Here is a 21,908-nt window from a genome sequence, read left to right on the forward strand (position 1 = left end):
TTGGCTATGTTGAATCAATTAAAATTTTTCTGAGTTGGGGGAGTTGATCATGCATCCCCTGACAAAGCAGGCAATACCGTGTCAAAGTTCAGAACCACCAACTGGCACAACTAGAACAGAGCCCTTATCAGCAGTAGTTCCATAACTTTCTGGCTGGATGATGAGGCGGTTCAGGCTTGTTGTGAGCCCGCAACTCCACGGCTTCCCGCTTCTGGCCTGACGTCAGTACTTTCTGCTGAGGGCCACCTGAAGCACCTCCTTATCTAGGATGGCTCCGGCAAGCAACTTCTTGAGTCGAGCGTTAGCCTCTTCAAGTGACTTCAGTCGCTTCACCTCAGGGACGTTCATACCGCCAAACTTCTTACGGCAAGTATAGAAGATAGCGTCTGGAATAGCGTGCTGCGGCAGAGTTCCCTGAAAGAAACCCCAGCTTCGGCCTCGTGGAGAACACTGATGATCTGTTCGTCGGGAAAACGCTTCTTCATAGAGATGTCCTCACGTCGCTGATGAAGACATTACTATTAATCAACGGGGAGCAGGTCATATCCAACAAAACTATGGCTCACATTAAAATGTAAAAAAATAGAGTTTTTTGCACGTGAGTCGTCAATTAAATAACATTGAGTACCCTATACGTAATAAAATATACATATAAAAATCGACTCACGTACCCGTTCTATGTATCTCACAGCCAGTGGGACAACTCAAATTCACACTATTTTTCCGCCATACCGTTTTGATGTTGACTAGACATAGGGATTGCCTCGGGTTAATTGAAAAATTACTCGGGGCTTTCTTCTTTATGCTACAACCAACAGTAAACCGCAGACCGGAGCACAAAGCCTCCAGCACCGTCGCTATTATACCCTTTTGCTACTCATCCCTAACACTATTTCTGCAAATAAATCAAAATTATGACTGAGTTAAGGCGAGATGGTTTGCGCCAAAAAAACCTGCTTTGCACTCACAGGTTAAAGTGGGCTGCGCCGGATTTAACTCGCAACCACATCGTGAAACACGCTGATGAGATCGCGAGGTTGGGCATACCCCTCGTGAGGCATGATAGCTGCGAATTACGCCCCTTTCCCATTTTTCTCGGCCAGCTGATGCAGTTCTCTGTAGAGCCGGTTAGTTAAATGCCAGGTCAGGCAGATACAAGCTGCAAGCACCGCAAGCGCCCCGCTGTCAGGCATAGTATTGCCATGCTTTCCCTTCGTTTAAGCCAAAAGCCAGATAGCGGAAGGGCGATACCATTCGCCGCTCCGCCTGAGGTGTAGCACACCTTACTTTTCCCGGTTGCAAATTGGTGTATTTAGAGTTACCTGACTACCTGATTATCTTTTACGTCTACATAACAAAAAAGTAAGATTACGGGTAGCGAACAACGCACATGATCAGCGATTTTAAATAATACGTCCTTGCTTGTTGTCCTGCATGTGCTTCCAAATCTCATCGAAAACTTGTCCATTTGCATAACCCATATAACCTATAGAAAACCTGTCGAATTCTTTCCTGAGAGATTCTTTGCTTTTTAAAGAGTCATTCAGTAATTGGCGAGCTCTCTTAAGATAATTACGTTTTTCGGTTGGATTCATTTTCTTCCATGTATCACCCATTAAACTAATGGCCTGCGTAATTAAGGCCTCTTTTCTTTTCTGGAACGCTTTACCTTTATGGTTTCGTTGCATGGCTTCATGAAATGCCCGATGAAACATATAATCAGAATTATACGTATAAAGCTTTGATGAATCCAAAAGGTTCGCAGATTGAGTTAAATCTCCTGTTAAGAGTACGCTTTCGTAAAATGCAAATGCTGCATCCTCAACATCGCCAGCAGGAATAGAATCCAAGGGAGCTATACAAAAATAAACTGGTGTGAAATTTTTGATTGTGTGATTTTTGAATATAAAGTGATAGCCATGACAAGTCCCAATAAATGTGACCAGTTCATTCCCCATTAACTGATTTATTTTCCTGAATTCATTCGCAAGCTCGCCCCATTGGATTGAGCTTTTGTCAGGAAGTACCATTGACTCAGGATTCCCATGAGCTTCAATGTGGATGATTGGTCGAAATCCCATATCAGAAATTGAAAACCTAATATCGTCTATTGCTTCGCGGATCGACTTCGAATCTTGAATTTTTATGTAGGAGATACCATCTCGATAACCTTTGTCGGATAAGTTTTCGTGAAGGTGTATAGCCGTTTGGTACTCATTATCGGATAGGCAGTCTAGAATAATAATTTTGTTGAATTTAATGTTCTTCTGGAATGAAGCATGTTTCATTTTCTCCCCCTTAGAAATATGCTTGCAAGATTTTCGCTAAACGTCAGTACAAAACTATGTCATTTGTTAATGATTCATATACTATTAAAATTTAGTTGCTTTTTGTCAATTTTTTAATTGAAATTTACAACCTCCATAGTTAGCACAGGGATACAATCGGCATAGAAGTACTCATGCACTAAATCGGGCTTTCGCGTGGTTGCACTCCATCAGGAAAGTTGCAGTCCTTCGTTTGATTGCGAATAAGGGCTATGTAATATCATCCCAGACATACCGTTTTTAGAGTAAATATCACAACAGCCCGACATTGTGATGTTTAAAAAGACATAAACCGAACTCAAAGATATTAAAGAGCTCTGAATAACAACAAGACGACAGCTTTTTGAATAATATTTCTCTTTTATTTTGGTTTCACTATTAGCCAGTTCGACCTAATTGGTATGCTCTTTATCAGAAGCAAACAACAAGTACTGGGGATAAATATGAGTCAATTAAAACTGCTAACTCGTGAACAGTTCGAAGCATTATCATGGTCCGTCGGCGACGTCGTCCTAAACGGTTTTGAGCACAATGAAGAGGCGTCGTCCGCCTGGGGCAGCGTCTTTATTAAACGAACTTCTGATCTACTCAGCGAAGAGGATGATGAAAATCTCCCTCTGATTTGGTTTGATTTCACGGTAAACTTTACTAAAAATGAGAAGGACATCGTTAACATTGAATTTGAGGAGCTTCAGGAAGATCCATATGCCCTCAATTTAATCACATTTTGCGATGCCGATATTTCGCACACACCACAACTCATTGAAGCGGTGGTTTTGAATTCAAACTGGCAGGAGCATGTTATCCAGAATATTAAAGCTGAAATTTTCTGACAGTAGATCCTGCCCAAACTCCTCGCAAACATCAGATATTTTTCAATTAGGGAGGCAGCCCCAAGGTAATTGGGGCTGTCACCAACTTAAAATTCAAATGGGTAGTTTTTTCAGAGCCGATTACACAGCCAGCTACAGGCGGCTGGCAACGTGCTCGACTCATTATGATGAAAGATACGCCTATGCTGAAACCCGCAGGACGGTGGCGGTCCAGCGGCCATCACTGCAAGGTGGCTAAACTGGATCAGGATGGTGCGAGCTCCATGGACTGTTGATTTGCCATTTAAGACAGGCGTGCCTGATAGGCCCAGAGTGAAATCGGAAGGGGAAAACTTGTCAGCCAGGCTCGCCTCGGCCGGGAAAAGTATGTCCCGGCCTTCAGCACAGCACTTTAAAATGGACCAGAACCGGTTTAATCGGATCTGTCCGCGTTTTCATTGAGCGCTTCATATCCGGCTGCGCTCAGCGCAAGCATGTAATATTGCCCTTTCTCCAGACATTCCGGCCGCCTCACCAGCTCGATCAATCCCAAACGAAACAGCACCGGGGAGCTGCGGCATGAAACGTGATCGGGTTGCCCCATAAAGCTACGATGTTCAAGGCAGCGTCTGAAGTCACCTGAAATTGAATATTTCGTTCCGGATGCCATCCGTCGCAGGACATAGACCTGTGCCATTGTCAGCCTTTTCGTACTGGATTGTGCTGCCATATTCCCCTCTGATTCGATGGCGGGTCGCATTCCGCACGGTATTAGGGCCCTTCCGCGCACAACAGACTGACCGACGTTTCGGTGACCTTTACCCGCAGTTCGCTGGCCCCGGTCCCTACGACATGCTCAAGCCAGGCAACGGGAATGGTCATACTCCCATCATCCCCACCCATCGTCGCTACTGAGGCTGTGTGCCAACCGCTATCCGTACGGGGATCCATGCCTCGAGCATAGGCCAGCGAGCCACGGGAAGCTGGTGAGCCAGGCAGGATCGCATTCGTCAGCAGGTAAACTCCATTGCTGTTCACCAGAAGCACTCTGGGGCCCAAAGCGTCAGGCTTAATATACTTCGCTGAAGGATCGAAAATCGTCCCTGCCCGTACAGCCTCGTCTTCGGTCTGCCCTTCGGCATTACGCCTTAACCCATCGTGAAAGCAGGAGGCGTCGGAGAGCTCGTCTACAGTTGCCTGAAACGCTGTCGATGAATGCAGCTCATCGAGCAGCTTTTTAACATCAGCAGTGGTGAAGACCAGTGTGCCCATGGCTACTCTCCCGCTTGAGGGCTAAGCAACAGGTGGCGTGTCGCCAGAAGCAGCGCTGCGACATCATCAGGCGACATTGGCCCCTTTGAATCCACAGCGAGCTGTAATCGCTGAACACAGGCATTAACAGACTGGGATGAAAGCAAGCTCAGCTTCTCCAGGATCGCCTGAGCTTTGACAACTGCCGGATATAACGCTTCTGAATTAGTGTTATTTTCGTCGTTATCAAAAATGATTTCGGACTCACAATGGATATTATCTTCGAGCCAGTTTTCGAGAATATTAAGAATGGCCACTACGCGTTCAATTTGCATATTATCGTCCTCTGTTGAATTACAGCAACGATAACAAAGTTACTTTTCTGCCTAATAACCCAAGCTAAAAATAGAGTAATGAAAAGGAGGAAACCGAGGATGTTTTATTTCAGACGCATCAGGTTTTATCTTGCAACCGTACCATCAGACTTAAATTCAGGAAAACACCGTAATACATCAGGTGAATGCCAGGACACATAATCCTTCTGGCGAGATACGCATTTCTCCCGACAGACGCGTCAATCCCCAGTAGGTAATAAGGCCCGAGAGTTCGAGCTGGCGGGCAATGCGGGTGCAGGATTTCCGGCCCTTGTACCACCTGAAGTGTTCAGGCTTCTCTTCTGTACGTCTGACGGATACTCCCGCTGCAATGGACTGGAGTAGGTCCCTCTGAGCCTGCGTCAGGGTGACACTGAACAGTGCTTCCGATAACACCCCACGTTTGGCCAGTGTGCGGCAGCGCCCCTGCATCCATTCTTTAAATTCCGCTGTGGACTCGACCTTTGCCACATCAACTCGACGCCAGGCCAGCACGGGACCAGCATCCCTGGGTGGGCGAAGAAATTCGGTAATCGCTTTGTCGGTCCAGAGCCTGTCTTTTAATCCGGTTTTGCTGATCCAAACAGCATGCCATTTTTCACGTTGAGCCTGCCGTTGAGCTTCCCCGTATGCCTTGCGTTCAGCTTCGCTGTAGAGATGCCAGCGTCCATTATAATAGGTCATTGCGTTTCCTCAGGCGTTCACCGGCTACCGTGGTTCTCATTCACCAGCAGGGTCGAAGACGAAGTCCTGCTCAAGCAGCAGCAATCCTTTTTCGGTTATCTCGGTTGGGTGGGCAAACAGCCTGGTAGTTTTTCCGGTATGGTCCAGGTCGAACGCACAGCCACATTCGCTGCATTCATCAGGTCTTCCATATAAACCCATTTCTTTAACAGTCTCAATCTGCACGTTCACTACAGATTGACAGCCAGGACAGTTCGCCGACATTACGGATCCTTCAGGCCACTTCAGTTTACTCATGGTTTCGTCCTTGCTGGTATGCGGTGTCAGATGGCACCGCAGATAGATTTCAGATTCAATGAGTATATCCGGATTGGCAAAGAGAAAATGGGAATTAGACCCATCCTCTGATCCGTTCCCGTACGTGAAAGTCATTAGCCCTGAGTAATGGTCAGTGCGGGGGTCAGGCCTCTGAGAACGCAGCAACGAGCTGGTCGCATGCCTGAGTCAGCCCTGCCCTTGTATGGCTACGCAAAGCAACGGCCAGCGATTCCCTGAGCAATGTTTCATCGCAGCCGTCCGCCGTAAATTGCGCCACCTTAGTTTCAAGACGAGTCCTGGCCTCATAGAGCTTCGAATCTGGATTGTTGCGCATAAACCGCAGCATATAATCGGCGATGATGCGCACCGCTGCACGTTGAGGATCAGGGATTAAACGGGCCTCACGCGGCGCTAATGGCAGGGATTTAGCTGACATCAGTTTACCTCCGGGCAAAACGGCTTTGACTGGTCTGCCTGAAGGGTCTCTGCACTTACGAATTTTTTCTTCATAAAGAGATACATTGCCCCTTCATGCGAAAACCGGCACTGATTTTCCTGAATAACCGCGTCCAGATAAGTCATGTCGCCCCGCAGGCGTTTCAGAGACAGCAGGCGTGAGACAATCCGGGGGATATGGTGGGCACTGTTTATCACCGCATGCAGGTTATGACGGTAGTCTGACTTTGCGAGCTTTAGGCTGGTTTTGAATACCATGTGTTCGACCGCAATTACGCTGGCACGGGCGACTACCTGCTGTTCTGGGGTAAGTTGATTAAATTCGAAAAGTTCCGGGGCCATCTGGCTCTCCTTTGGTGGTCTTTTCGATATTTTAAATGACGGCTTATTCTGGCTAATAACCTCTGGATAAAAAACCGGAATTATTGCCATCCAATATAATCACACACCCACCGCACCCATTTGTTTGACGAGCTAATTAGATCAGAGCCGGTCCAGATTAAATAAGTATCTCAAGGTAAAGTAACTTTCCCGTGAACATTAACTTCATTCGCGAATGCCTTCATTACCATTTGCCCGGTCTATAGCGAATCAAGCAGGTCCATTACGTGTTTTCTATGATCCGTGCTTTGGGCAACTCCGGTGAAATTCACGCGGACGAAGTACTCTACGATGTCACGACGAGTGGCATTGCCAAGCTCAATTGCCGGGAGTGAAGCTCGTCCAAAGGACAGCTGCTCGCCCCGTGTCAGTTCGGACCACTTTACCGGACCATCAGGCAGCATAAGGCTAATTTTATCGGTGATGAACAGCTGTAGCGTCGTGATACGTTGCTTTCCGTCTACCACTTCGATGTAAGGCCCGTCAACGTTGCCCCAGTTTGCTTTTTTGGCCAGTGCAATATGACCGAGTGGAAAGCCCAGAATCGCCGTCATCAGGAAGTCCTGCTGCTCTTTTTCACCCCATACATAGTCACGCTGGTAGCCACCCTCTAAAAAAAGCGCACCATGCTGTAACCAATGAATATAACTGTCAATACAGACGGCCTTTTGCGTAGGGGAAAAGCGGTGTAATGCACGAATGCGGTTTTCCGGAATACTCTCTGTGATGGCCATATGTCGTCCCGTTAAGTTCCATCTTGATTGCCTGGAGTATGAGCATAACAAATCAGGCCCAAAACCAAACAGTGCAAAGCCTGTTTCCGTAAAGTCTCAGGGTCAAAATAAGGATAATTTTGCTGAAATCGGGAAAATATAAGTTAGCGTCCGGGACATTATCGGCCTTATCGCTATGATGACCGCATCAGGTACTCACCAGAGAAGGCAATGAGATGATTAACAGCAACAACGCCACAGAGCGCGAAGCGGGTACGCAGTTCTTTGGGCGGCCACCGCTTTTAAACGATGACGCCATCCTGGATAAAGCTAACGCCTTGGTTGTGCTTCTTGCACCGCAATTTCCAACGGCGAAAGCTGACGTTCAGGTGACTGACACACATAATGCACGTAAGTCCGTTAGGGAAATGGTCGCCTATGGGATAAACGAGCAACAATACCCTGGGTATGTTACGACTGAATCCTACAAAGAATTGGTGGCTTTGGTCGCGGCACTGAATTTGCTCGCCCCTAAATGGAAGCTGCAAATCAAAAAATACCAGACTGAGAAAGATCTGACTCTGGGATTCTATGATTACCTCTATCAAGCGGATCATCCCAGTCGGGTTGCCGGTGACGTATTAAAAAGCCATTTTTACCTTCTAGGCCAATTTAATGAATCAGCAGCAGTAAGCCTCAGTAATACTGAAGCCTTTCTTGTTGAAATGGAGCGTCTTTGGCCACGAGTTAACAAGGACCTCTTTAGCCCTTACTTTGATTACAACACCGGAACGGCAGAAATCCGTCAACAGCTGGACAAGGTCATTGACCATCGGCTCCAGGCCTATGCAGTAACGGTGCACAGTGTGCAGGAAGAAAACACTACCCTCGCTTTTCACCGGCACATGAGCAAGAACATGGTATTAAATGGATTCATTAACAGCGGTCTCTACCACCAATGGGAAAGCGTTCAACTAACCAGCATTATCAGTGCTTTCAATCAATGGGCTGAAACGGAAGAACCGTTTGAAATTTCAACAGCGGATGAGAACGATTGGCGCATTGCGTATTCATTTGCTGCTATCCATGCAGTAGATCGCCCTAGTGGCTTTGACTGGTGGGCGCAAATCCAAAGAAATCTTCAACAAAAATACATCCAGCGCATGCTGCAATACGTGCGTTACGTCCGGTATGCCAAAACCGAAAAGGGTAAAAGCCTTTCGCTACGGCTGATAAGTCGGGGCAGCACAAACAAAGACCTGGTGCTTTACCCGGCACTTCTGAGGATCAGCGAGAAAATCTACGACCCCGATGCTCAGGTGATGTGCGAAAACGCTGCCAAGGTACTGGCTGAAATGAGCACCAATGCTGAGCTGATAAAATTCATGGGCAATATTTTTGGCGTTCTGTCTTGCTTTGAAGGAAATGAGGCAGACTTAAATGTTCAGATGATGTCCTACTGCGAAAATCGCAAAAAGCACTGGGAGTTCAGGACAAACTTCATGTGCAAACTCCTGCGCCTGGATTACGACCAAATGGAATCCTTTCTTCAAGAAATGGATGAAATTCTGTCTCCCGACTGCGCAATTCTTCAATCAATGCTTGATCAAAAACTCGAATTATATCAGAGGAATTAGTTATGAATCTTAAAGGCAGTGTGACCATTGAAGTATTCGACGACAAAGGAGTGGAACTGGAGGTTCTTGAAATTAATGCCTCTGAGTTCGGCCTTGAGGAAAGCGGCACCCGCAATTATGACGGTGTTCGTGCCTACAGAGGACTGTTCGTCTACTTCAACAACGAGTACGAGTTCGATGTGCTGGTGGAAGCAGAGGAAATGAACCATTCTATTACTTCTTTTGAACACAGTCTGAACAAGCACAATAGTAAGTTCGGGGTGAGACTGGGCATGGATAATCTGGAAGTTTATCCAACTAGTGCTGAAGTGGAATACGACGAAGACGACTGGCATTGATTTCTGAAAGGCTACCCGGCCAGTGCCTTGGCCGGGTAGCCTGACAGCAAGCTGCTACATTAGCAGACTACCAGGTATCATATACTCAGGCTTGATTTCAGGAAGTTAACGCGACGACTCATCTGCCTGAACCACAGTAAAATACTTGCCCCCAGCAGTAATAGCCCACTACCGGTCAGCCCTCCCTGCTTACCTGTCTCAGAGAGATAGGCTGATTTGGATCGCTGGTTTGCCTGATATTGCTTAGCCTCGTCCGTCACAACGTCATTGAAGGCCGACATCTCCAGCGCATAGCGAACTGGTCCCGGCACCGTAGCAAAAGGTTTCATGGTGTTATATCCGTCAACCACTCGTTTGATAACGGGAACATCCGGCTTGTCCTCTTTCACACCCGCCTGTGCAACCACATAATCAAATGGTAGATATCCGGCCTGTGCTTTAGAGTTTGATGACTTGAGATAACTGATAAGTTTGGTGTAATCACCATCATCAATCAATTGCTCAACTGTTTTATGAGCATTCCCGCCCGTGCTTTTAAAGGAAGAATCCTCAAGCAAAACTCCAAAAATCTTTGGTACAATTAACAATGAGCCAGCCATTAGAATTAAAGTAATATCGAATTCGCCTCTCGTAATTTTATACAGTGACAAAACAAAAAACAGGGTAGCCGGTATATACACGACAGGCCCATCCATAATAGAACTGAGCGAATCAAAGACCGAACCGAATTCTTCAAACCCACCAGCGAAAGATGATTCAGAACTTAAAACAGATGCAGGGACATCCAATTTAAAATCAGTTATTTTGAGATTAAATATAAAAGAGCAGATTATACCGGCCAGTCCTGCGGCTGCCGTCAGTCCGCCGATAACCGCAAGCGAAACCCCCGCCCGCTTAATGTACGAGGTCCGTTTAGTAAGTGCCTCAACCTCTTGCACAATATCGCTACTCAGGATACTACTCGCCATGTCTGACCCCTTTGGCAGTCAAACGGGCACGAAGGTCTTCACGCATGGCCAGAACCTGTTTTTCGGTCTCCCGAAGCTTAGTGGCACCTTCCTGTTGGATTTTAATAACATCACCGACTGTCTGGATCAGCGTATCCTGAACTTCTTTCAGTGTGCTGACGTCGATGACCAGGCGCTGATTAGCCTTCATGGTCATCACCGCATTTCGCTGGAGCAGCTTCGCATTACTACGGAGCAGTTCGTTATTAGCGTCGTCGATGTCATTGGCCAGGTTCACAGCGTTTTTCTGGCCGTTTAACGAAATGGCCAAAATGAACTGACGCTTAAAATTCGGAACAGTGATTTCCCTGACGCTATGGAATTTGTCGATGAGACTCTGATTGTTGGCCTGGATGATACGCACCATCGGCAGCACCTGCATGGCGGAGTGCTGGGTGACGACCAGGTCGCCAATTCTCTTATCGAGGTTGGCAATAAGCGTATCAAGGTCAGCGAGCTCCTGGTATTTCGCCGGATTATTGCCAATGTCTGCTCGACGAGCATCCGCCGTCTGTTGCAGTTCGGCCAGACGCATCTTTCCTGCGGCAATATGCAGACCAATAAGGTGATGCTCTTTGACCACTTCATCAAACATATTCTGAAGCGCACCGTTATTGTTACTCATGGCATTCTGCGTAACAGCGACCTCGGAAACCAGCGCATCAATCTGCTCACGGGTTGACGCAAACTGGGCTGCAAAGTTCTTTCCACGGGTGCGGATTTTGTCAATCAAGGGCCCGATAACCGGTAACGTTGAGCGGCTTTCGGTCAGGTTGGTAATGTTCACGTTACGGGCGAGGTTGACGATTTCCGTCAGTTTTGTGCCGCTTTCGTCCAGATCCTTATTGCGGATCTGGTCCAGCAGGCTGTCAGCATAGCCTGCCGTGTTCTCAGCAACATCGCGACCAAACTGATAGACCGTATCGGGATCTGCTGCGTTAATACGTTGAGCAATGGCCTGAATTTCTGGCTCATCCTGAACCTGAAGCCCAAACTTCTCCAGCTCGGAGGCCGTCAACACAAATGGCGCAACTTCACTACTACGCGTGGATTGTCCGATCATTTATCCATTCCTTCTAAATTAGTATGCAGGCTCGACAGCAACGCCTGGTGCGCCTGAGAGGCCTTTGCGATGACGGTGGGATCGATGTTCTTTATCGTTAACAGAGACAGGGTGTGCTGTCGCCACACAGGAACCAGCACTTTTGTGGTTTCAATGAAGCGATCGACCAGGTCGAGACACTGGGCCCGCGTCATTTTCATCTGCATGACCGCCATTTCATTGGATGCCAGCAAGGTTGCCAGATTGGCTACCTTACGGGCGAATCGCTCCCGGGGACGGTCAAAGCCGAAGTCGCCATGGTCCTGGGTTTCCCCAGCGGATCCAGCACTGAGATAATCACGACCGGCCTGAATGTAAACCTGAAGCCGTGCAATTTCGACATCATAGATTTCTTGCAACTCATCCAGTACCGCGAGCGTTTCGTTGACCCGCCCAAGGTGTTTATTCCCTTCCACAAGAAGCCCTTCGACAGTATCGCGGGCTTGCTGATAGCGAACACGTTTCTCGATATGCTTTCCTGTGAAACGCGCATACCACGAAGGGTTCTTCGCGATGGTGCGGGGATCTGCTTGTGTCAGCGCACTGACAATACTGCTGATGGTTTCGGATAAGCCGGTTACGGCAGCGGATTCCATCAGGGACGAATAGCGATCCATCGCGCCAGAGGAGACAGCCGAATCACCGTAATGGCCTACCGCTTCTGCATCCAGTAGCAGTCCGGGGATTATCTCTTCTTTCAGCTCAGCGACTGTAGGAATGCCTGAGTCCTCTGTACCGTTCATAATGACCTCAAAAGTAAATTCAGTTACACCAGGCTCAGCCGCATCAGATAACCGGCATCCCGTCAGCCCTTTGTGGTGCTGTCAAATGTAAAATGATGTTATCAGAGTAAAAAAATTCTCAATTAACCCGCATGACCCAATAAATGTCGGTATCAGCGGGATTGCGAGGATTGACAGGTCGGCATTACTTCCCCGCCATCACCCGGCAATAACGATAGCGTCCTCGAGCTGGGGTAAGCGGCTTCCGCGCAAAAATTTCGTATGGTTGAGGCGCTTTGAAGACATCGTCATAGCCCGGAAACCCTGCACTCGCGAGCGAACCAGTTCGCCCCAGTAATATGTCTCCCAGACATCATTGACGAGGTCTGGCTGACCTAGCAGCCTGGACTCCATTTTTGGTTCTATATCGACCGGAGCCAGACCTTCATAATCCCTGTGGACCCGGCGTCCTTCGGGTTCGTCTACTTTATAGAAGGCTTCAGCCAGCAGAACATCATGTGAGACCAGATCAAACTCTGCATCGTCAACGTAGGTCTTCAGGCTGTAAGTGAGCTTGCCAAACCCTTCGATAGCCCAGACCGCCTCCATCGTAAATTCCGCCAGGGGCCGGGGGACCTGTACCAGAAAACCGTTCAGGGCTTTTCGCCCCTTCAGCATCCCAACGCTGTAGGTCTTGTTGGGGTATGGCTTCATGGTCGTCAGTTCACGGGTCGTGAGACTGAGCGAAATTTCCGGAACCGACACCGACTCCAGCGTACAAAGGTTTGCCATAGGGTGAAGAATTTTGGGAACCAGATGCAGATACACAATGACCTCCTGTTCAGCGTCGGGGATATTTAAGAGCCGTATCAGACCTGCTCTTCGGCTTCAGGCTGGTTGATAAAGCCGTACTTCACACCGCCAGGGATACCCAGCGCACTGGCGACGGAGTCACACAGGCGAGACAGATCGTTGAGAGTCATCGGATATTCAATATCGACCGAAAACAGCTCGCCTGCGTTGGCAGCATCTTCCACGTTTTCATGACGTGAGCTGAAAATGGCCACGATTTGAGAATCAGGTGCACACATGATTTATTTCCTTCTGAGTAAATAGCCTCCCACCAGCGGGAGGCTATTGATTAAGATTCGGGGGCGTCTTCAGCGGGCTTTTTACGTTCCACAGCACGGGCGAACAGCGTCCCGATGACGATGAAAAGCACCACGAGACTGTAAAAAACAGAGTCTGAAATATTGTTCGTTAACTCAGTAAAACTGCGGAGTCCAAGCAAAAGCAGACACAAAAAAAGCACACCACGGACCAGGGGAGAAAAGTAACTTTTCATAGCGTTTACCTTAACGGGTTAGATTGCGTCACAATTACAACACAACGATCTGAATGAATTTTTCGCTATAACCGGTCATATTGGTGCTATCCCATCACCGCTCAGGCTTTCTTGCGTTATGCAGGTGAATTAGCCGCTTAAGCAGCGGCTTTAGCAGACCTGACAGGGCTTCAGGTTGCGCATCTACATTGCGAAATCCCGTTCGGTTTGAGCGCCCTGCCTGAGTCAGAAGACGCAGATCCCAGAGCGTTTCCGTGAAGGCCACTTCTGACCCGGCCTGAAGGCACTGCATAACCGTGGTGAGGGAGAGTTTTCGCATCAGCCGGAAGTACCGCCGGTCTGCCGGTGGCTGATGGATGGATCCCTCTCTCTGAAGCCGCAAATTGCTGTACGTTAAAATGGCGTCCATCAGTCGCAACTTGATGGCGGCAGCGTCGGCTACTGCGTGCTGTTGCTCTTCCCGCTGGGACTCCTGCCTAAGCCAGTTGCCAAGCGCGGTATGGTTATACCGATGCAATTCGGCGCACAGCGCCACCCAGCACCAGAACCGCCACTTCTTCATTTGTCCCTCAATCCGTCGGGCAACCAGCATCCGGTATGCGGCATCATCCAGAATCTTGTACTGCTGGCTGTGTAGCAGTTCCGGGAGAGTGCGGTTATCGGTCAGCCCCATTCTCTGGTAGCGTTGACCCCGCTGGGCCAGCTTGTGATAAAGCGACCCCTTCCCCTTCGCCAGACGAATTGCCCCATATCGCAGCAGATAGTGAGCCGCATAGCAGGCTGTCAGTCCCCCACTGGAGATACGCTGACACAGGCCATCGTACTCATGCCAGATGATCCACGACGCGGTCGCGGCATCCACCGTGACTTCATCTTCCTCATCAAACGACACGATGGATTTTTTTCCGGTTGCTGTGGCGAGGGTTCGGGCGGCTCGTTCGTCACGCTCTCCCTCGAAATAGGTGGAGGCAGTAAGCGGATCGGTCAGTCCGTCGCGGTCGGTGTCATGCTGGCTTCCAGGTACACGAAGCCAGAGAGGCGCAGGCATAGGGGTCCGGGGAACAGCGGTCAGGTCGGGTTCATCATCGAGAAGGTCGAGCTCCCCGTGCTCCCAGACCCGGCGGTAGATGGCTATGGCCCGAAACGGTTCCGGGTTATAGCAGTGCAGGGACCAGAGGAAATCAATGTAGAGAACGATCTGCTCTTCCACCAGGCGAAACTGTGGCGAGCTCATACGACGGTTGTGCGGCGTATCGGGCAGTTCGCCAGAGTGGAGCTTCTCACTTACGTCATTGGCCCTTCTGGCTTCGGCGTAGTCCAGGCTGCAACACACATGGAACAAACGTTCGGTCAGTCCGGAAGAAAACACATTGGGCTGAAGGCGAATATAGCCGCCTTCAAACAGGGTCCGTCCGACATAGTCACGCAGGCTCCAGTCATACTGGATTTTTGTCAGGTAGCGTTGCAGTCGATTTAATCCGGCCTGATACCCGTACTTCTCCGGGTTGGTGTTGATCAGGGTCTCCATCGAGCGGTCAATACCGATGGCGGTACACAATGAACATCCGTAACGGGCCCCACAGGCAGACGGAGAAGAGGTAGTTTTCTCCGGACTCCAGATACATTCTCCGGTCGCATCCTTGTAGAGCTCGGCCAGGACAAAATTATCCGGCTGAAATCCCGGCAGCGGGAACCGGGCATCCGACCCGCTGGCGGTGAGGAATGTCCAGATGTCCTGTGTCGTCCACTCCTTTACCGGGTACAGTTCACCGCCGTGGGCGGTACGGGTCACGTGGGTTGCCTGTCCGCCCATACGGGCAATGTTACCGGCTCGCTGGTGGCCTTCTGCATCACGGGAACCCAGCATCAGACAGACACGACCACGCACTGATTCAGGAAGACCTTTCAGGTAACGGGCCTTCGCCTGCCGCATCGGGTTGATTTTGAAATCGTTTGAGCACAGCCGCGAGGCAGAATTGGTGTACGTAGGGAGACCACGCCCGGTGAGAACGCGACCTACCCAGCTTTGGGTCAGCGAAGGGCGAGATACGATGATCGTCACCGGCAATGCCTGCGCATCAATAAACGCCTGGAGTGAGGCGAGCATCTGCGTGGCATGGTAATGCATCTCAGGATTCTCGATGAGCGTGTCGGCGGTCTGGATGAAATGGTGCTGGCTGACGTTTGTGCCGCTGCGGACAGCCCGCACCAGTGCCATGAGAAACAGGTGCAGTACAGCAGTAGAGTCTTTACCTCCGCTAAAACCTACAGAGCAGGTCCAGCCGTCAGTGATGGCTTCATAGATGGACGCTGTGGCGAGGCTTATCCGGGAAGCAATACTGACCGGCTCCCGCGCATCGGTATAATTCAGATCTACGTTGGTTTGCAGCGTGTGCCAGACAGCAGACCATTTATCCTCAATTAACAGTGGTGCATTCGCCACCGTATTAACGAAATGGTCTGCTGTCTGATTCATATTATATAAAACCGACTCAGTGTACATATTTCACCATTCACAAATAACAGCTCTGTGCATTCCATTTATTTAATCTTGCAGCACGAAAGATAGCAATAGCACATTAAACAAATAGTTAATTTAGCAGGCGTCTTATTTAATAATTAGAACTCATGGGATTTGCCGATGAAATATACGGGCGCATTTTAACCCGTATATTTCAGACGAGTTTGAAATTATGCGTAAACCACTTCGTTGAATAAATACTCAGGGTTATCCAGTGCAGTAAGTGGAATACTCGGGGTATGCAGTGCCATATCATCACCGCAGTGGCGAGGTGTTGCCGCCAGCACGAAGCTCGACGCAAACACCCGGATAAGCGGAGCATCCACCCGTACTACATCATTTTGCAGTAACGTGTTTAATGCGGCATGTTGCTGGTCATTAATCAATAACGCCAGACTCTCGACCTGCATGGCGTCAAGCGCGGTGTCTTCATCGCAGTTAGACCAGACAGACCCATATTCCGACACCTCCGCCAGCAACAGATTGTTGTCTTTCACCCAGGCGGCAATATTACGGATGCGTGAGGCCAGTGCATCATCGACCACGATGGAAACCAGCTCCGGGTAGCCAGAGGCAAATTCATTCACACAGGATACGGTTGATACGATGAGCTTTTGCATGTGTTCTCCATAGCCCGCCAATGTCGGCGGGCGCGTTTAGGGATTAGCAGGTGACAGGGCAAAGGGAGTCGAACGACGGCAGCAGCTTGCAGATCCCGTCGTACTCAAACGCAGTCAGTTCGGAGACTTTATCGAGTCCGAGTGAGGTGTTTTCTTCTTCGTCCAGAACGAAATAATCATTCTCCCCTGGCTGTGAACCCGTCATACTGACGAGCTTCGCCAGTGCGACAGCACGAGCGTCATCGGTCACTTTGTAGGTCAGCAGGTACGATGCCGGAATGCTTCTTTCATTCTGATAGTGCATCACGTTGCAAAGGGCGTATTTCACTTCATCAAGGTGAGCCTGCTGCATCGTCTGAAGGTAGCGATAGCGATTCAGATAATCATGACCCTGGGCAGTGACAACGACATCAACACCACCAAATTCGTTAATACGCGGCTTGTCGCAGGTGAATGCCGCACTGATTACTACCATCTCAGGCCGTTCAAACACAGCCAGGACAGCAGTGGTAACTGCAATGGCGACATCCACATCAATAGACTGCTCATGGAACACATTAAGTCCGTCGTTGCAGACTTCCGTACCCAGCTCCATACACAGGTTATTTTCGGGGCAGTCCGGCTGGGTAAAAGTCGGATCCTGGCTATCAACCTCAGGATGTTCCAGCACAATACGGGTAATGAGCTTTTCCAGCACCGTCATGGTGTCAGGTGATTTGTTCAGCAATGCATTGCCTTCTTCAGGGGACGCTTCAACAATAAAGGCAATTGCCTCTTGCGCGATTTCTGCTTGCTCAGCGCTGCATGGAATAAGGAAAGAAGCTGATGTGTAGTTATTAGCCATAATAGTGCCCTTATATGTAATTGTCGTTGTTTCGATAAGTTCATATTACCGGGAGTTGATCGATGGCTAATAACAAGAGGGGGAAATAGTTAAAATAATTTCAGCATTGAATTCACCCTATTATCTCCATGCCACCCTGAATGATTTAACCGCGATGGAACAGGAGAATCATGAGACTGAGTATTTAAAACTGACAGCGGCATACGTATATTTTCTTTACCTCGCCAGCACTCGAATAATTAAATGCCTTGAGGTATGGGACTTGCTGAGTCCGCTTCAGGTAGGCTGTCTTCTGTGACTTCGCCAGTTCTTGCAAAATCGGGCAGGCGCTGATAGCAATTATTGCATCAACATTTCCTTTTCCGGATGCCTTCCTCTCGCTTCCCGACTTCGACTAAATAATCGGACTTGCTCAACTCGGACGGTCAAGCGTATCCAGATAGTTGAGGGGGTTTCCGAGCGCCCCCATCAGGCGCATGATTTCGCCCGTTGTCACAGTTTGCAGCGTTTCAGAACGCCCGAAGCGACGGTAATCCTCAACGGACATCGTGCGCCAGTCAGGATGCGGCGTTTTACTGCAAAGCATCCAGTTTGCGCTGGCATCTGGCCTGCGAAGCACATAGAAGTCAACGGAGCGAGTCAGCCCGGAACCAAAAGCCACCTGAGCAACAATTTTGGCCTGTGATCCGTCCTCACGAATGAGGGTCTGAGTAATTTTAGTGATCAGTTCCGGCGTATCCATGACAGCTCCTGTTAGTGAAAAATATCTAAGGATGCACGTATCGCTGAGCTTGATGACCATCGCGAGCAACCCTGTGCTGATTATGTCAAAACGAAAACGTCAGCTAATAACCCCGGACGAAAACAAGCAAACTATATAACTTGCGGGCAGCAGAGTGCCTTTGGCGTTACGTCCACTGTGCTAATATCCGACTTAGTTTGATTTCGTAGGCTTTTTACAGAGTAATCGGGGATGTCGATGGATTTATGGGCATGGTTAGACGAAAAATATCCGCCGTTCGATCCACTCGCCAGGATCGACGTTGAAGGTCAGTCAGTGAGGTATCTTTCCGCGCCTGACGCGCTGAATTATGAACATGAGCCGGACTATGAGGCGTTGCAGAAAATCCCTTCTCTACTGCCACCAGAAGAGCACATGATAAGAAAAGCCGTCAGTATTAATGTTGTGCATACGTTGTTGAAACAAAACCGCCATGTTCTGGAATACATTTTCGCGTTATCAGAAACTTTGTACACCAACAGGCTTTTACGGCAATCAGAGCGGTATCTGACAGACTGTCTGACCCTATCGCCCGTGCATAGAGCTTCTCTTGTCCGCGTCCTGAAAGAGAATAGTCCGGGACGCATAAATTTGATGTCGCCTCATTTGCAAAAGCTGGTGGCTGAATTAAATAAAACCGACTCCTGATACAACAGCCTGGCAAAAGGCCAGGCCGGGTCTGCCTTAAGGGTTATTTCTGGTAGTCGAGCACCAGAGCATCGAGCAGCGGGCTGGACTGATACCCAGGCGCACCGATGAAGAGATTGCGAGAAATCGCCAGCCATTCCATGATTTTCTCGGTTGCCAGCCAGCGTCGTCCGAGGCGCTCTGCGGCAATTGGGGTCTTAAAGAGACCAGCGAATGGTTCAACAACCAGATCGCCCGGTTCACTCAGAAACTCAATCAAAAATGACGCAAGCCGGGTAGGCGATGATGCCCCATGCAGCGGCATTCCGGACTCACGGGCAATTTTGTGGCAAAACCGCGTATCCGCACAGGCATTACCAAACTGAAAAGTATTTTTGGCAATAGTCCCTTCCGTGCTTGCGCCGTAGGAGCCGTGACGGAGCTGGTAGGCTCCATCGCCGTAATTCGTCACACGCTGTTCTCCGCCCGCTGCCAGCAGCTTCAGGTGTTGTTCAGAGTGAGGTTGCAGAACCCGGCGGTTATCGGATTTTACGTGCGTGGCATCGTTGGTAAACCACAGAACATATTCATAGGATACCGCGAGCTGGACGCGATGTTTGCAAGCCCAGTGGGTCGGTGACGGCGGCTTGGCGCGGTTTACCCAAATCAGCCTGTCCATCAGCTCCAGCCCAAGATTTTCGCACAGCGCCAGTGTGAGCTTTTCGACATACAGTGATCGGGAAGGCCTGCCCGGATTGAAGGCGTCCTGCGTAATATTCAGCGTGATCGACCCACCCCTGACCAGCCGTTTTACAATAGGCTCCAGCGTCTGCAAGATGAAGTCGATATACGCCTGCTCCCCCCTGGCTGAACCTGCTCCGTATGCCCTTGCATGTCGCAACAGGTAGGGTGGTGAGGTGACACACAGCGTCACTGGTTCATCTAACTGGGTAAACACTTGCTGGGCATTGCCGAAGATAGCGACACCGAGATCGGTTGAAAATCCGATCAGCGCCATTTTCTTCCAGCATTCATGCAACTTCTTCTCTGTTTTGAGTGCATAACGCCACACACCCCGATCACCAGGGACATGCTCGATTACACCGGCTTTACGTAGCGTCTGCTGATACCAACGCACTTTGTGTTTAACGGCACTGGTTTTCATCTGGCTGCTGCCAAAAGATTTCTGCGCCTTCAGTTCATCATCGGTCAGGCCGATAGACTGCTGTAGCATTGAATACAGCTCTTCATTCGATACCGGAGCATCCGCCTGTTCATAAAGGTGGGCAATCAGGTCAGTCGTTATTGATTTCATAAATGCTCGCGACGGCAGCGGGGAAATACACCCGAACACCGGTTTGATGATCGGGTACAAAATTGCCCGGAATTATATCCGGGCGCGGCATTTCTAAAGGTAAGTGCGGAGTACGGTTGCATGGTCGGAGGAGATCTCAACACAGCGTTTGACGCGATATAAATACTCGCCGTTGAGATCGGTAACACAGGTGTCATCTTCCCAGCAGACATCTTCGTCTTCCTCGTGACATTCAGCTTGCAGAGCCATTTTAGAGGCTTCATGTGCATCCTGTGCATCAACTACGTGAAGGGACGATTTTTCTACCTCGCCGGAAATGATGCAGAGTTTTACAGCAAAATGTTTGATACTCATGATTGGCCTCGGATGTTAGTCGGGGTTAAAGGCTGTTTCTTATTGTTGATCTTACCTGCCCACCTTTGCTGGCTAATAACCCAGACCAAAAATTCTCAGTCGTTTACCGAAAAAAAATCATGTGGTCTGCTGACTAACTGGCAGAACCGGAACGATGAAAAGTAACTTTTCCGGCTGCTGCAAGGGCATTACGCCCTACTCCCATCGGTAGAGGGAAAAGTAGTCATGATTTGCTGCCAGGTAGGCCAGCAAGGAATCCATGGTTTCACGGGCATAAGCCGTGAGGATAAAACGAAAACCGTCAATGGTTTCGATATAGCGCACACCGTTCGCGGTTAGTCCTGCATTGACTACTTCAGCGGTCATCATAAACTGCCCCTCCGGGAAGTCTGGCGACAGATAAACGAACCCGGTGGTTCCACCTGAAGGCGTAGCGTTAAAAATGACGCCGTTGAACATAACCCCATGTCGAGCAGGCGTCAGGTCGGTTGCATCCTGTCCTTTTTTCAGGAGTGCCTGTATGAGGCTTTTTTCCTCACTGGATGCATATGGACGTCGGTCGTCTTCAGTACCTGGACGGGAGTAAATCCCCACCACGGCCAGGAGACGAAGCTCATTCCTGATAGCAGGATGACAGCTTGCCCCTGCCCTCCCCTGAAGCTGGACGCCATAATCCTCACACAGCATCAACACCAGACGCAGTTGCTCCTTACTGACCACGGTGGAAAGCGTCAGACCCTGGCTACAAACCGTCAGTTCCTGAATCTCTTTGCCCGTGTCAGAACGGTAGGACTCCAGAGCAATCTGTGGCGGCTTATTTAACAGCAGCCTCTCCCCGTTAAGCCGGTAGCGCCGATTCGGGAAAGACTCCTGCAAGACCGTGTTAATTACCGCTGACGACTCTTCGCCAGCGGGGGCGACGACATAAATTTGAAAAGGGATGTCCGTGTAGGGGTCGAGCTGAACAGGATAGAGGCGGGGTGGGTTAAGTCGGGCGCATTCCGCATTGATCATGGCTGCCCATTCTGGATCGGTAGCTGCCTCACTGAGTGGCAGATTTAGATCATCACAGAAGGCCACAATTTGTTTCATCTGCAACGGTGAAACCGTTCCGGACAAATTCAGCCCGTGAGTGGACATGACAAGTTGCCGGGAGCTTATCAGTGGCTCTTGCGACAGCGAATGCAACGACAGCGTGGTGCGGCTGATTGTCGGGATGACCATTGTGCTTGCCTGCCCCATCAGCTTAAATCGCCCGTCATGCGCCTTTTGTAACAATTGCGAAAGAACGAATTGAGCCTGCTGACGTGAGCTGGCCTGGATATAAAATAACGCATCCATTTTAAAATCAGTTGCTGAAATCCCATATAGTTTCATTT

The 21,908-nt window shown here is 49.4% G+C and carries 26 protein-coding genes and 2 pseudogenes; 5 read left to right on the plus strand and 23 right to left on the minus strand.

The window, feature by feature from the left end:
- Positions 1 to 78 precede the first annotated feature (78 nt).
- A pseudogene (locus tag EXW94_RS28405) lies at positions 79 to 198 on the plus strand (IS5/IS1182 family transposase); the annotation flags it as partial.
- On the opposite strand, the pseudogene EXW94_RS25800 reads toward EXW94_RS28405, so the two are convergent.
- Positions 191 to 485, minus strand: a pseudogene (locus EXW94_RS25800) (transposase); the annotation flags it as partial. The pseudogenes EXW94_RS28405 and EXW94_RS25800 overlap by 8 nt on opposite strands.
- A 918-nt stretch (positions 486 to 1,403) precedes the next feature.
- Positions 1,404 to 2,288 (minus strand): hypothetical protein, encoded by an 885-nt coding sequence (locus EXW94_RS25805; protein ID WP_174341448.1) that lies wholly within the window; start codon positions 2,286 to 2,288, stop codon positions 1,404 to 1,406.
- A gap of 482 nt (positions 2,289 to 2,770) precedes the next feature.
- On the opposite strand from EXW94_RS25805, the gene EXW94_RS25810 reads away from it, so the two are divergent.
- Positions 2,771 to 3,160, plus strand: a complete 390-nt coding sequence (locus EXW94_RS25810) for a hypothetical protein (RefSeq protein WP_174341449.1) — start codon at positions 2,771 to 2,773, stop codon at positions 3,158 to 3,160.
- Positions 3,161 to 3,572: 412 nt separating this feature from the next.
- On the opposite strand, the gene EXW94_RS25815 is transcribed toward EXW94_RS25810, so the two are convergent.
- The 8 genes from EXW94_RS25815 to EXW94_RS25850 form a co-directional block, all read right to left on the minus strand.
- Positions 3,573 to 3,869: a hypothetical protein gene (locus EXW94_RS25815; RefSeq protein WP_174341450.1), complete on the minus strand. Its 297-nt coding sequence runs from the start codon at positions 3,867 to 3,869 to the stop codon at positions 3,573 to 3,575.
- A 41-nt stretch (positions 3,870 to 3,910) separates the two neighbouring features.
- Positions 3,911 to 4,411 (minus strand): DUF3085 domain-containing protein, encoded by a 501-nt coding sequence (locus EXW94_RS25820; RefSeq protein WP_174341451.1) that lies wholly within the window; start codon positions 4,409 to 4,411, stop codon positions 3,911 to 3,913.
- 2 nt (positions 4,412 to 4,413) lie between these two features.
- The gene (locus EXW94_RS25825; protein WP_174341452.1) at positions 4,414 to 4,725 is read right to left on the minus strand and encodes a DUF957 domain-containing protein; all 312 of its coding nucleotides are present in this window, start codon (positions 4,723 to 4,725) and stop codon (positions 4,414 to 4,416) included.
- Positions 4,726 to 4,902: 177 nt separating this feature from the next.
- Positions 4,903 to 5,448, minus strand: coding sequence for a hypothetical protein (locus tag EXW94_RS25830; RefSeq protein WP_174341453.1), 546 nt, complete (start codon positions 5,446 to 5,448; stop codon positions 4,903 to 4,905).
- Positions 5,449 to 5,484: 36 nt separating this feature from the next.
- A complete protein-coding gene (locus EXW94_RS25835) occupies positions 5,485 to 5,745 on the minus strand; it encodes a hypothetical protein (protein WP_174341454.1) in 261 nt (86 codons plus the stop codon).
- 163 nt (positions 5,746 to 5,908) lie between these two features.
- Positions 5,909 to 6,202 (minus strand): hypothetical protein, encoded by a 294-nt coding sequence (locus tag EXW94_RS25840; RefSeq protein WP_254797901.1) that lies wholly within the window; start codon positions 6,200 to 6,202, stop codon positions 5,909 to 5,911.
- Entirely contained in the window at positions 6,202 to 6,564 is a 363-nt protein-coding gene (locus EXW94_RS25845) for a hypothetical protein (RefSeq protein WP_174341455.1), read from the minus strand. Before EXW94_RS25845 ends, EXW94_RS25840 begins: the two co-directional genes overlap by 1 nt.
- Before the next feature lie 239 nt (positions 6,565 to 6,803).
- Positions 6,804 to 7,337 carry a DUF262 domain-containing protein gene (locus EXW94_RS25850; protein WP_174341456.1) on the minus strand — a complete coding sequence of 178 codons (534 nt, stop codon included), beginning with the start codon at positions 7,335 to 7,337 and terminating at the stop codon, positions 6,804 to 6,806.
- A gap of 215 nt (positions 7,338 to 7,552) precedes the next feature.
- Here EXW94_RS25850 and EXW94_RS25855 point away from each other — a divergent pair, with 215 nt between their 5' ends.
- Positions 7,553 to 8,953 (plus strand): hypothetical protein, encoded by a 1,401-nt coding sequence (locus EXW94_RS25855; RefSeq protein WP_174341457.1) that lies wholly within the window; start codon positions 7,553 to 7,555, stop codon positions 8,951 to 8,953.
- Positions 8,954 to 8,955: 2 nt separating this feature from the next.
- Positions 8,956 to 9,291: a hypothetical protein gene (locus EXW94_RS25860; RefSeq protein WP_174341458.1), complete on the plus strand. Its 336-nt coding sequence runs from the start codon at positions 8,956 to 8,958 to the stop codon at positions 9,289 to 9,291.
- Between the two features lie 77 nt (positions 9,292 to 9,368).
- Here the strand turns inward: EXW94_RS25860 and EXW94_RS25865 are convergent, their stop codons facing one another.
- From EXW94_RS25865 to EXW94_RS25910, 10 genes are all read right to left on the minus strand, one after another.
- The gene (locus EXW94_RS25865) at positions 9,369 to 10,259 is read right to left on the minus strand and encodes a hypothetical protein (protein ID WP_174341459.1); all 891 of its coding nucleotides are present in this window, start codon (positions 10,257 to 10,259) and stop codon (positions 9,369 to 9,371) included.
- Positions 10,249 to 11,361, minus strand: a complete 1,113-nt coding sequence (locus EXW94_RS25870; RefSeq protein ID WP_174341460.1) for a toxic anion resistance protein — start codon at positions 11,359 to 11,361, stop codon at positions 10,249 to 10,251. The genes EXW94_RS25865 and EXW94_RS25870 overlap by 11 nt, the downstream gene beginning before the upstream one ends.
- On the minus strand, positions 11,358 to 12,143 hold the full coding sequence (locus EXW94_RS25875) for a toxic anion resistance protein (protein WP_174341461.1): 786 nt from the start codon (positions 12,141 to 12,143) through the stop codon (positions 11,358 to 11,360). The genes EXW94_RS25870 and EXW94_RS25875 overlap by 4 nt, the downstream gene beginning before the upstream one ends.
- A gap of 198 nt (positions 12,144 to 12,341) precedes the next feature.
- Positions 12,342 to 12,950, minus strand: a complete 609-nt coding sequence (locus tag EXW94_RS25880; RefSeq protein WP_174341462.1) for a DUF6012 family protein — start codon at positions 12,948 to 12,950, stop codon at positions 12,342 to 12,344.
- 41 nt (positions 12,951 to 12,991) lie between these two features.
- Positions 12,992 to 13,213, minus strand: a complete 222-nt coding sequence (locus EXW94_RS25885; protein WP_174341463.1) for a hypothetical protein — start codon at positions 13,211 to 13,213, stop codon at positions 12,992 to 12,994.
- A 50-nt stretch (positions 13,214 to 13,263) separates the two neighbouring features.
- Complete coding sequence (locus EXW94_RS25890) at positions 13,264 to 13,467, minus strand: hypothetical protein (RefSeq protein ID WP_174341464.1); 204 nt, start codon at positions 13,465 to 13,467, stop codon at positions 13,264 to 13,266.
- 94 nt (positions 13,468 to 13,561) lie between these two features.
- A complete protein-coding gene (locus EXW94_RS25895; protein ID WP_254797902.1) occupies positions 13,562 to 15,943 on the minus strand; it encodes a phosphoadenosine phosphosulfate reductase family protein in 2,382 nt (793 codons plus the stop codon).
- 215 nt (positions 15,944 to 16,158) lie between these two features.
- Positions 16,159 to 16,608 carry a hypothetical protein gene (locus tag EXW94_RS25900; protein WP_174341466.1) on the minus strand — a complete coding sequence of 150 codons (450 nt, stop codon included), beginning with the start codon at positions 16,606 to 16,608 and terminating at the stop codon, positions 16,159 to 16,161.
- Positions 16,609 to 16,651: 43 nt separating this feature from the next.
- Positions 16,652 to 17,452, minus strand: coding sequence for a hypothetical protein (locus EXW94_RS25905; RefSeq protein ID WP_174341467.1), 801 nt, complete (start codon positions 17,450 to 17,452; stop codon positions 16,652 to 16,654).
- Between the two features lie 412 nt (positions 17,453 to 17,864).
- Positions 17,865 to 18,194 carry a hypothetical protein gene (locus tag EXW94_RS25910; protein ID WP_174341468.1) on the minus strand — a complete coding sequence of 110 codons (330 nt, stop codon included), beginning with the start codon at positions 18,192 to 18,194 and terminating at the stop codon, positions 17,865 to 17,867.
- 237 nt (positions 18,195 to 18,431) lie between these two features.
- Between EXW94_RS25910 and EXW94_RS25915 the strand changes: the two genes are divergently transcribed.
- A complete protein-coding gene (locus EXW94_RS25915) occupies positions 18,432 to 18,881 on the plus strand; it encodes a hypothetical protein (protein ID WP_174341469.1) in 450 nt (149 codons plus the stop codon).
- Between the two features lie 43 nt (positions 18,882 to 18,924).
- Here EXW94_RS25915 and EXW94_RS25920 read toward each other — a convergent pair whose 3' ends face one another.
- The 3 genes from EXW94_RS25920 to EXW94_RS25930 form a co-directional block, all read right to left on the minus strand.
- Entirely contained in the window at positions 18,925 to 20,175 is a 1,251-nt protein-coding gene (locus EXW94_RS25920; protein WP_174341470.1) for a site-specific DNA-methyltransferase, read from the minus strand.
- Positions 20,176 to 20,268: 93 nt separating this feature from the next.
- A complete protein-coding gene (locus tag EXW94_RS25925; protein WP_174341471.1) occupies positions 20,269 to 20,529 on the minus strand; it encodes a hypothetical protein in 261 nt (86 codons plus the stop codon).
- Between the two features lie 195 nt (positions 20,530 to 20,724).
- Positions 20,725 to 21,906: a flavin reductase gene (locus EXW94_RS25930; protein WP_174341472.1), complete on the minus strand. Its 1,182-nt coding sequence runs from the start codon at positions 21,904 to 21,906 to the stop codon at positions 20,725 to 20,727.
- Positions 21,907 to 21,908: the final 2 nt, after the last annotated feature.

Origin of the sequence: Enterobacter sp. JMULE2 (assembly GCF_013337145.1) — a bacterium.
Taxonomy (GTDB): Bacteria; Pseudomonadota; Gammaproteobacteria; order Enterobacterales; family Enterobacteriaceae; genus Enterobacter; species Enterobacter mori.

Coding starts and splice junctions, on each gene's coding strand:
- EXW94_RS25805 (WP_174341448.1), bottom strand. CDS start 2,288: ATGAAACATGCTTCATTCCAGAAGAACATTAAATTCAACAAAATTATT.
- EXW94_RS25810 (WP_174341449.1), top strand. CDS start 2,771: ATGAGTCAATTAAAACTGCTAACTCGTGAACAGTTCGAAGCATTATCA.
- EXW94_RS25815 (WP_174341450.1), bottom strand. CDS start 3,869: ATGGCAGCACAATCCAGTACGAAAAGGCTGACAATGGCACAGGTCTAT.
- EXW94_RS25820 (WP_174341451.1), bottom strand. CDS start 4,411: ATGGGCACACTGGTCTTCACCACTGCTGATGTTAAAAAGCTGCTCGAT.
- EXW94_RS25825 (WP_174341452.1), bottom strand. CDS start 4,725: ATGCAAATTGAACGCGTAGTGGCCATTCTTAATATTCTCGAAAACTGG.
- EXW94_RS25830 (WP_174341453.1), bottom strand. CDS start 5,448: ATGACCTATTATAATGGACGCTGGCATCTCTACAGCGAAGCTGAACGC.
- EXW94_RS25835 (WP_174341454.1), bottom strand. CDS start 5,745: ATGAGTAAACTGAAGTGGCCTGAAGGATCCGTAATGTCGGCGAACTGT.
- EXW94_RS25840 (WP_254797901.1), bottom strand. CDS start 6,202: ATGTCAGCTAAATCCCTGCCATTAGCGCCGCGTGAGGCCCGTTTAATC.
- EXW94_RS25845 (WP_174341455.1), bottom strand. CDS start 6,564: ATGGCCCCGGAACTTTTCGAATTTAATCAACTTACCCCAGAACAGCAG.
- EXW94_RS25850 (WP_174341456.1), bottom strand. CDS start 7,337: ATGGCCATCACAGAGAGTATTCCGGAAAACCGCATTCGTGCATTACAC.
- EXW94_RS25855 (WP_174341457.1), top strand. CDS start 7,553: ATGATTAACAGCAACAACGCCACAGAGCGCGAAGCGGGTACGCAGTTC.
- EXW94_RS25860 (WP_174341458.1), top strand. CDS start 8,956: ATGAATCTTAAAGGCAGTGTGACCATTGAAGTATTCGACGACAAAGGA.
- EXW94_RS25865 (WP_174341459.1), bottom strand. CDS start 10,259: ATGGCGAGTAGTATCCTGAGTAGCGATATTGTGCAAGAGGTTGAGGCA.
- EXW94_RS25870 (WP_174341460.1), bottom strand. CDS start 11,361: ATGATCGGACAATCCACGCGTAGTAGTGAAGTTGCGCCATTTGTGTTG.
- EXW94_RS25875 (WP_174341461.1), bottom strand. CDS start 12,143: ATGAACGGTACAGAGGACTCAGGCATTCCTACAGTCGCTGAGCTGAAA.
- EXW94_RS25885 (WP_174341463.1), bottom strand. CDS start 13,213: ATGTGTGCACCTGATTCTCAAATCGTGGCCATTTTCAGCTCACGTCAT.
- EXW94_RS25890 (WP_174341464.1), bottom strand. CDS start 13,467: ATGAAAAGTTACTTTTCTCCCCTGGTCCGTGGTGTGCTTTTTTTGTGT.
- EXW94_RS25895 (WP_254797902.1), bottom strand. CDS start 15,943: ATGAATCAGACAGCAGACCATTTCGTTAATACGGTGGCGAATGCACCA.
- EXW94_RS25900 (WP_174341466.1), bottom strand. CDS start 16,608: ATGCAAAAGCTCATCGTATCAACCGTATCCTGTGTGAATGAATTTGCC.
- EXW94_RS25905 (WP_174341467.1), bottom strand. CDS start 17,452: ATGGCTAATAACTACACATCAGCTTCTTTCCTTATTCCATGCAGCGCT.
- EXW94_RS25910 (WP_174341468.1), bottom strand. CDS start 18,194: ATGGATACGCCGGAACTGATCACTAAAATTACTCAGACCCTCATTCGT.
- EXW94_RS25915 (WP_174341469.1), top strand. CDS start 18,432: ATGGATTTATGGGCATGGTTAGACGAAAAATATCCGCCGTTCGATCCA.
- EXW94_RS25920 (WP_174341470.1), bottom strand. CDS start 20,175: ATGAAATCAATAACGACTGACCTGATTGCCCACCTTTATGAACAGGCG.
- EXW94_RS25925 (WP_174341471.1), bottom strand. CDS start 20,529: ATGAGTATCAAACATTTTGCTGTAAAACTCTGCATCATTTCCGGCGAG.
- EXW94_RS25930 (WP_174341472.1), bottom strand. CDS start 21,906: ATGAAACTATATGGGATTTCAGCAACTGATTTTAAAATGGATGCGTTA.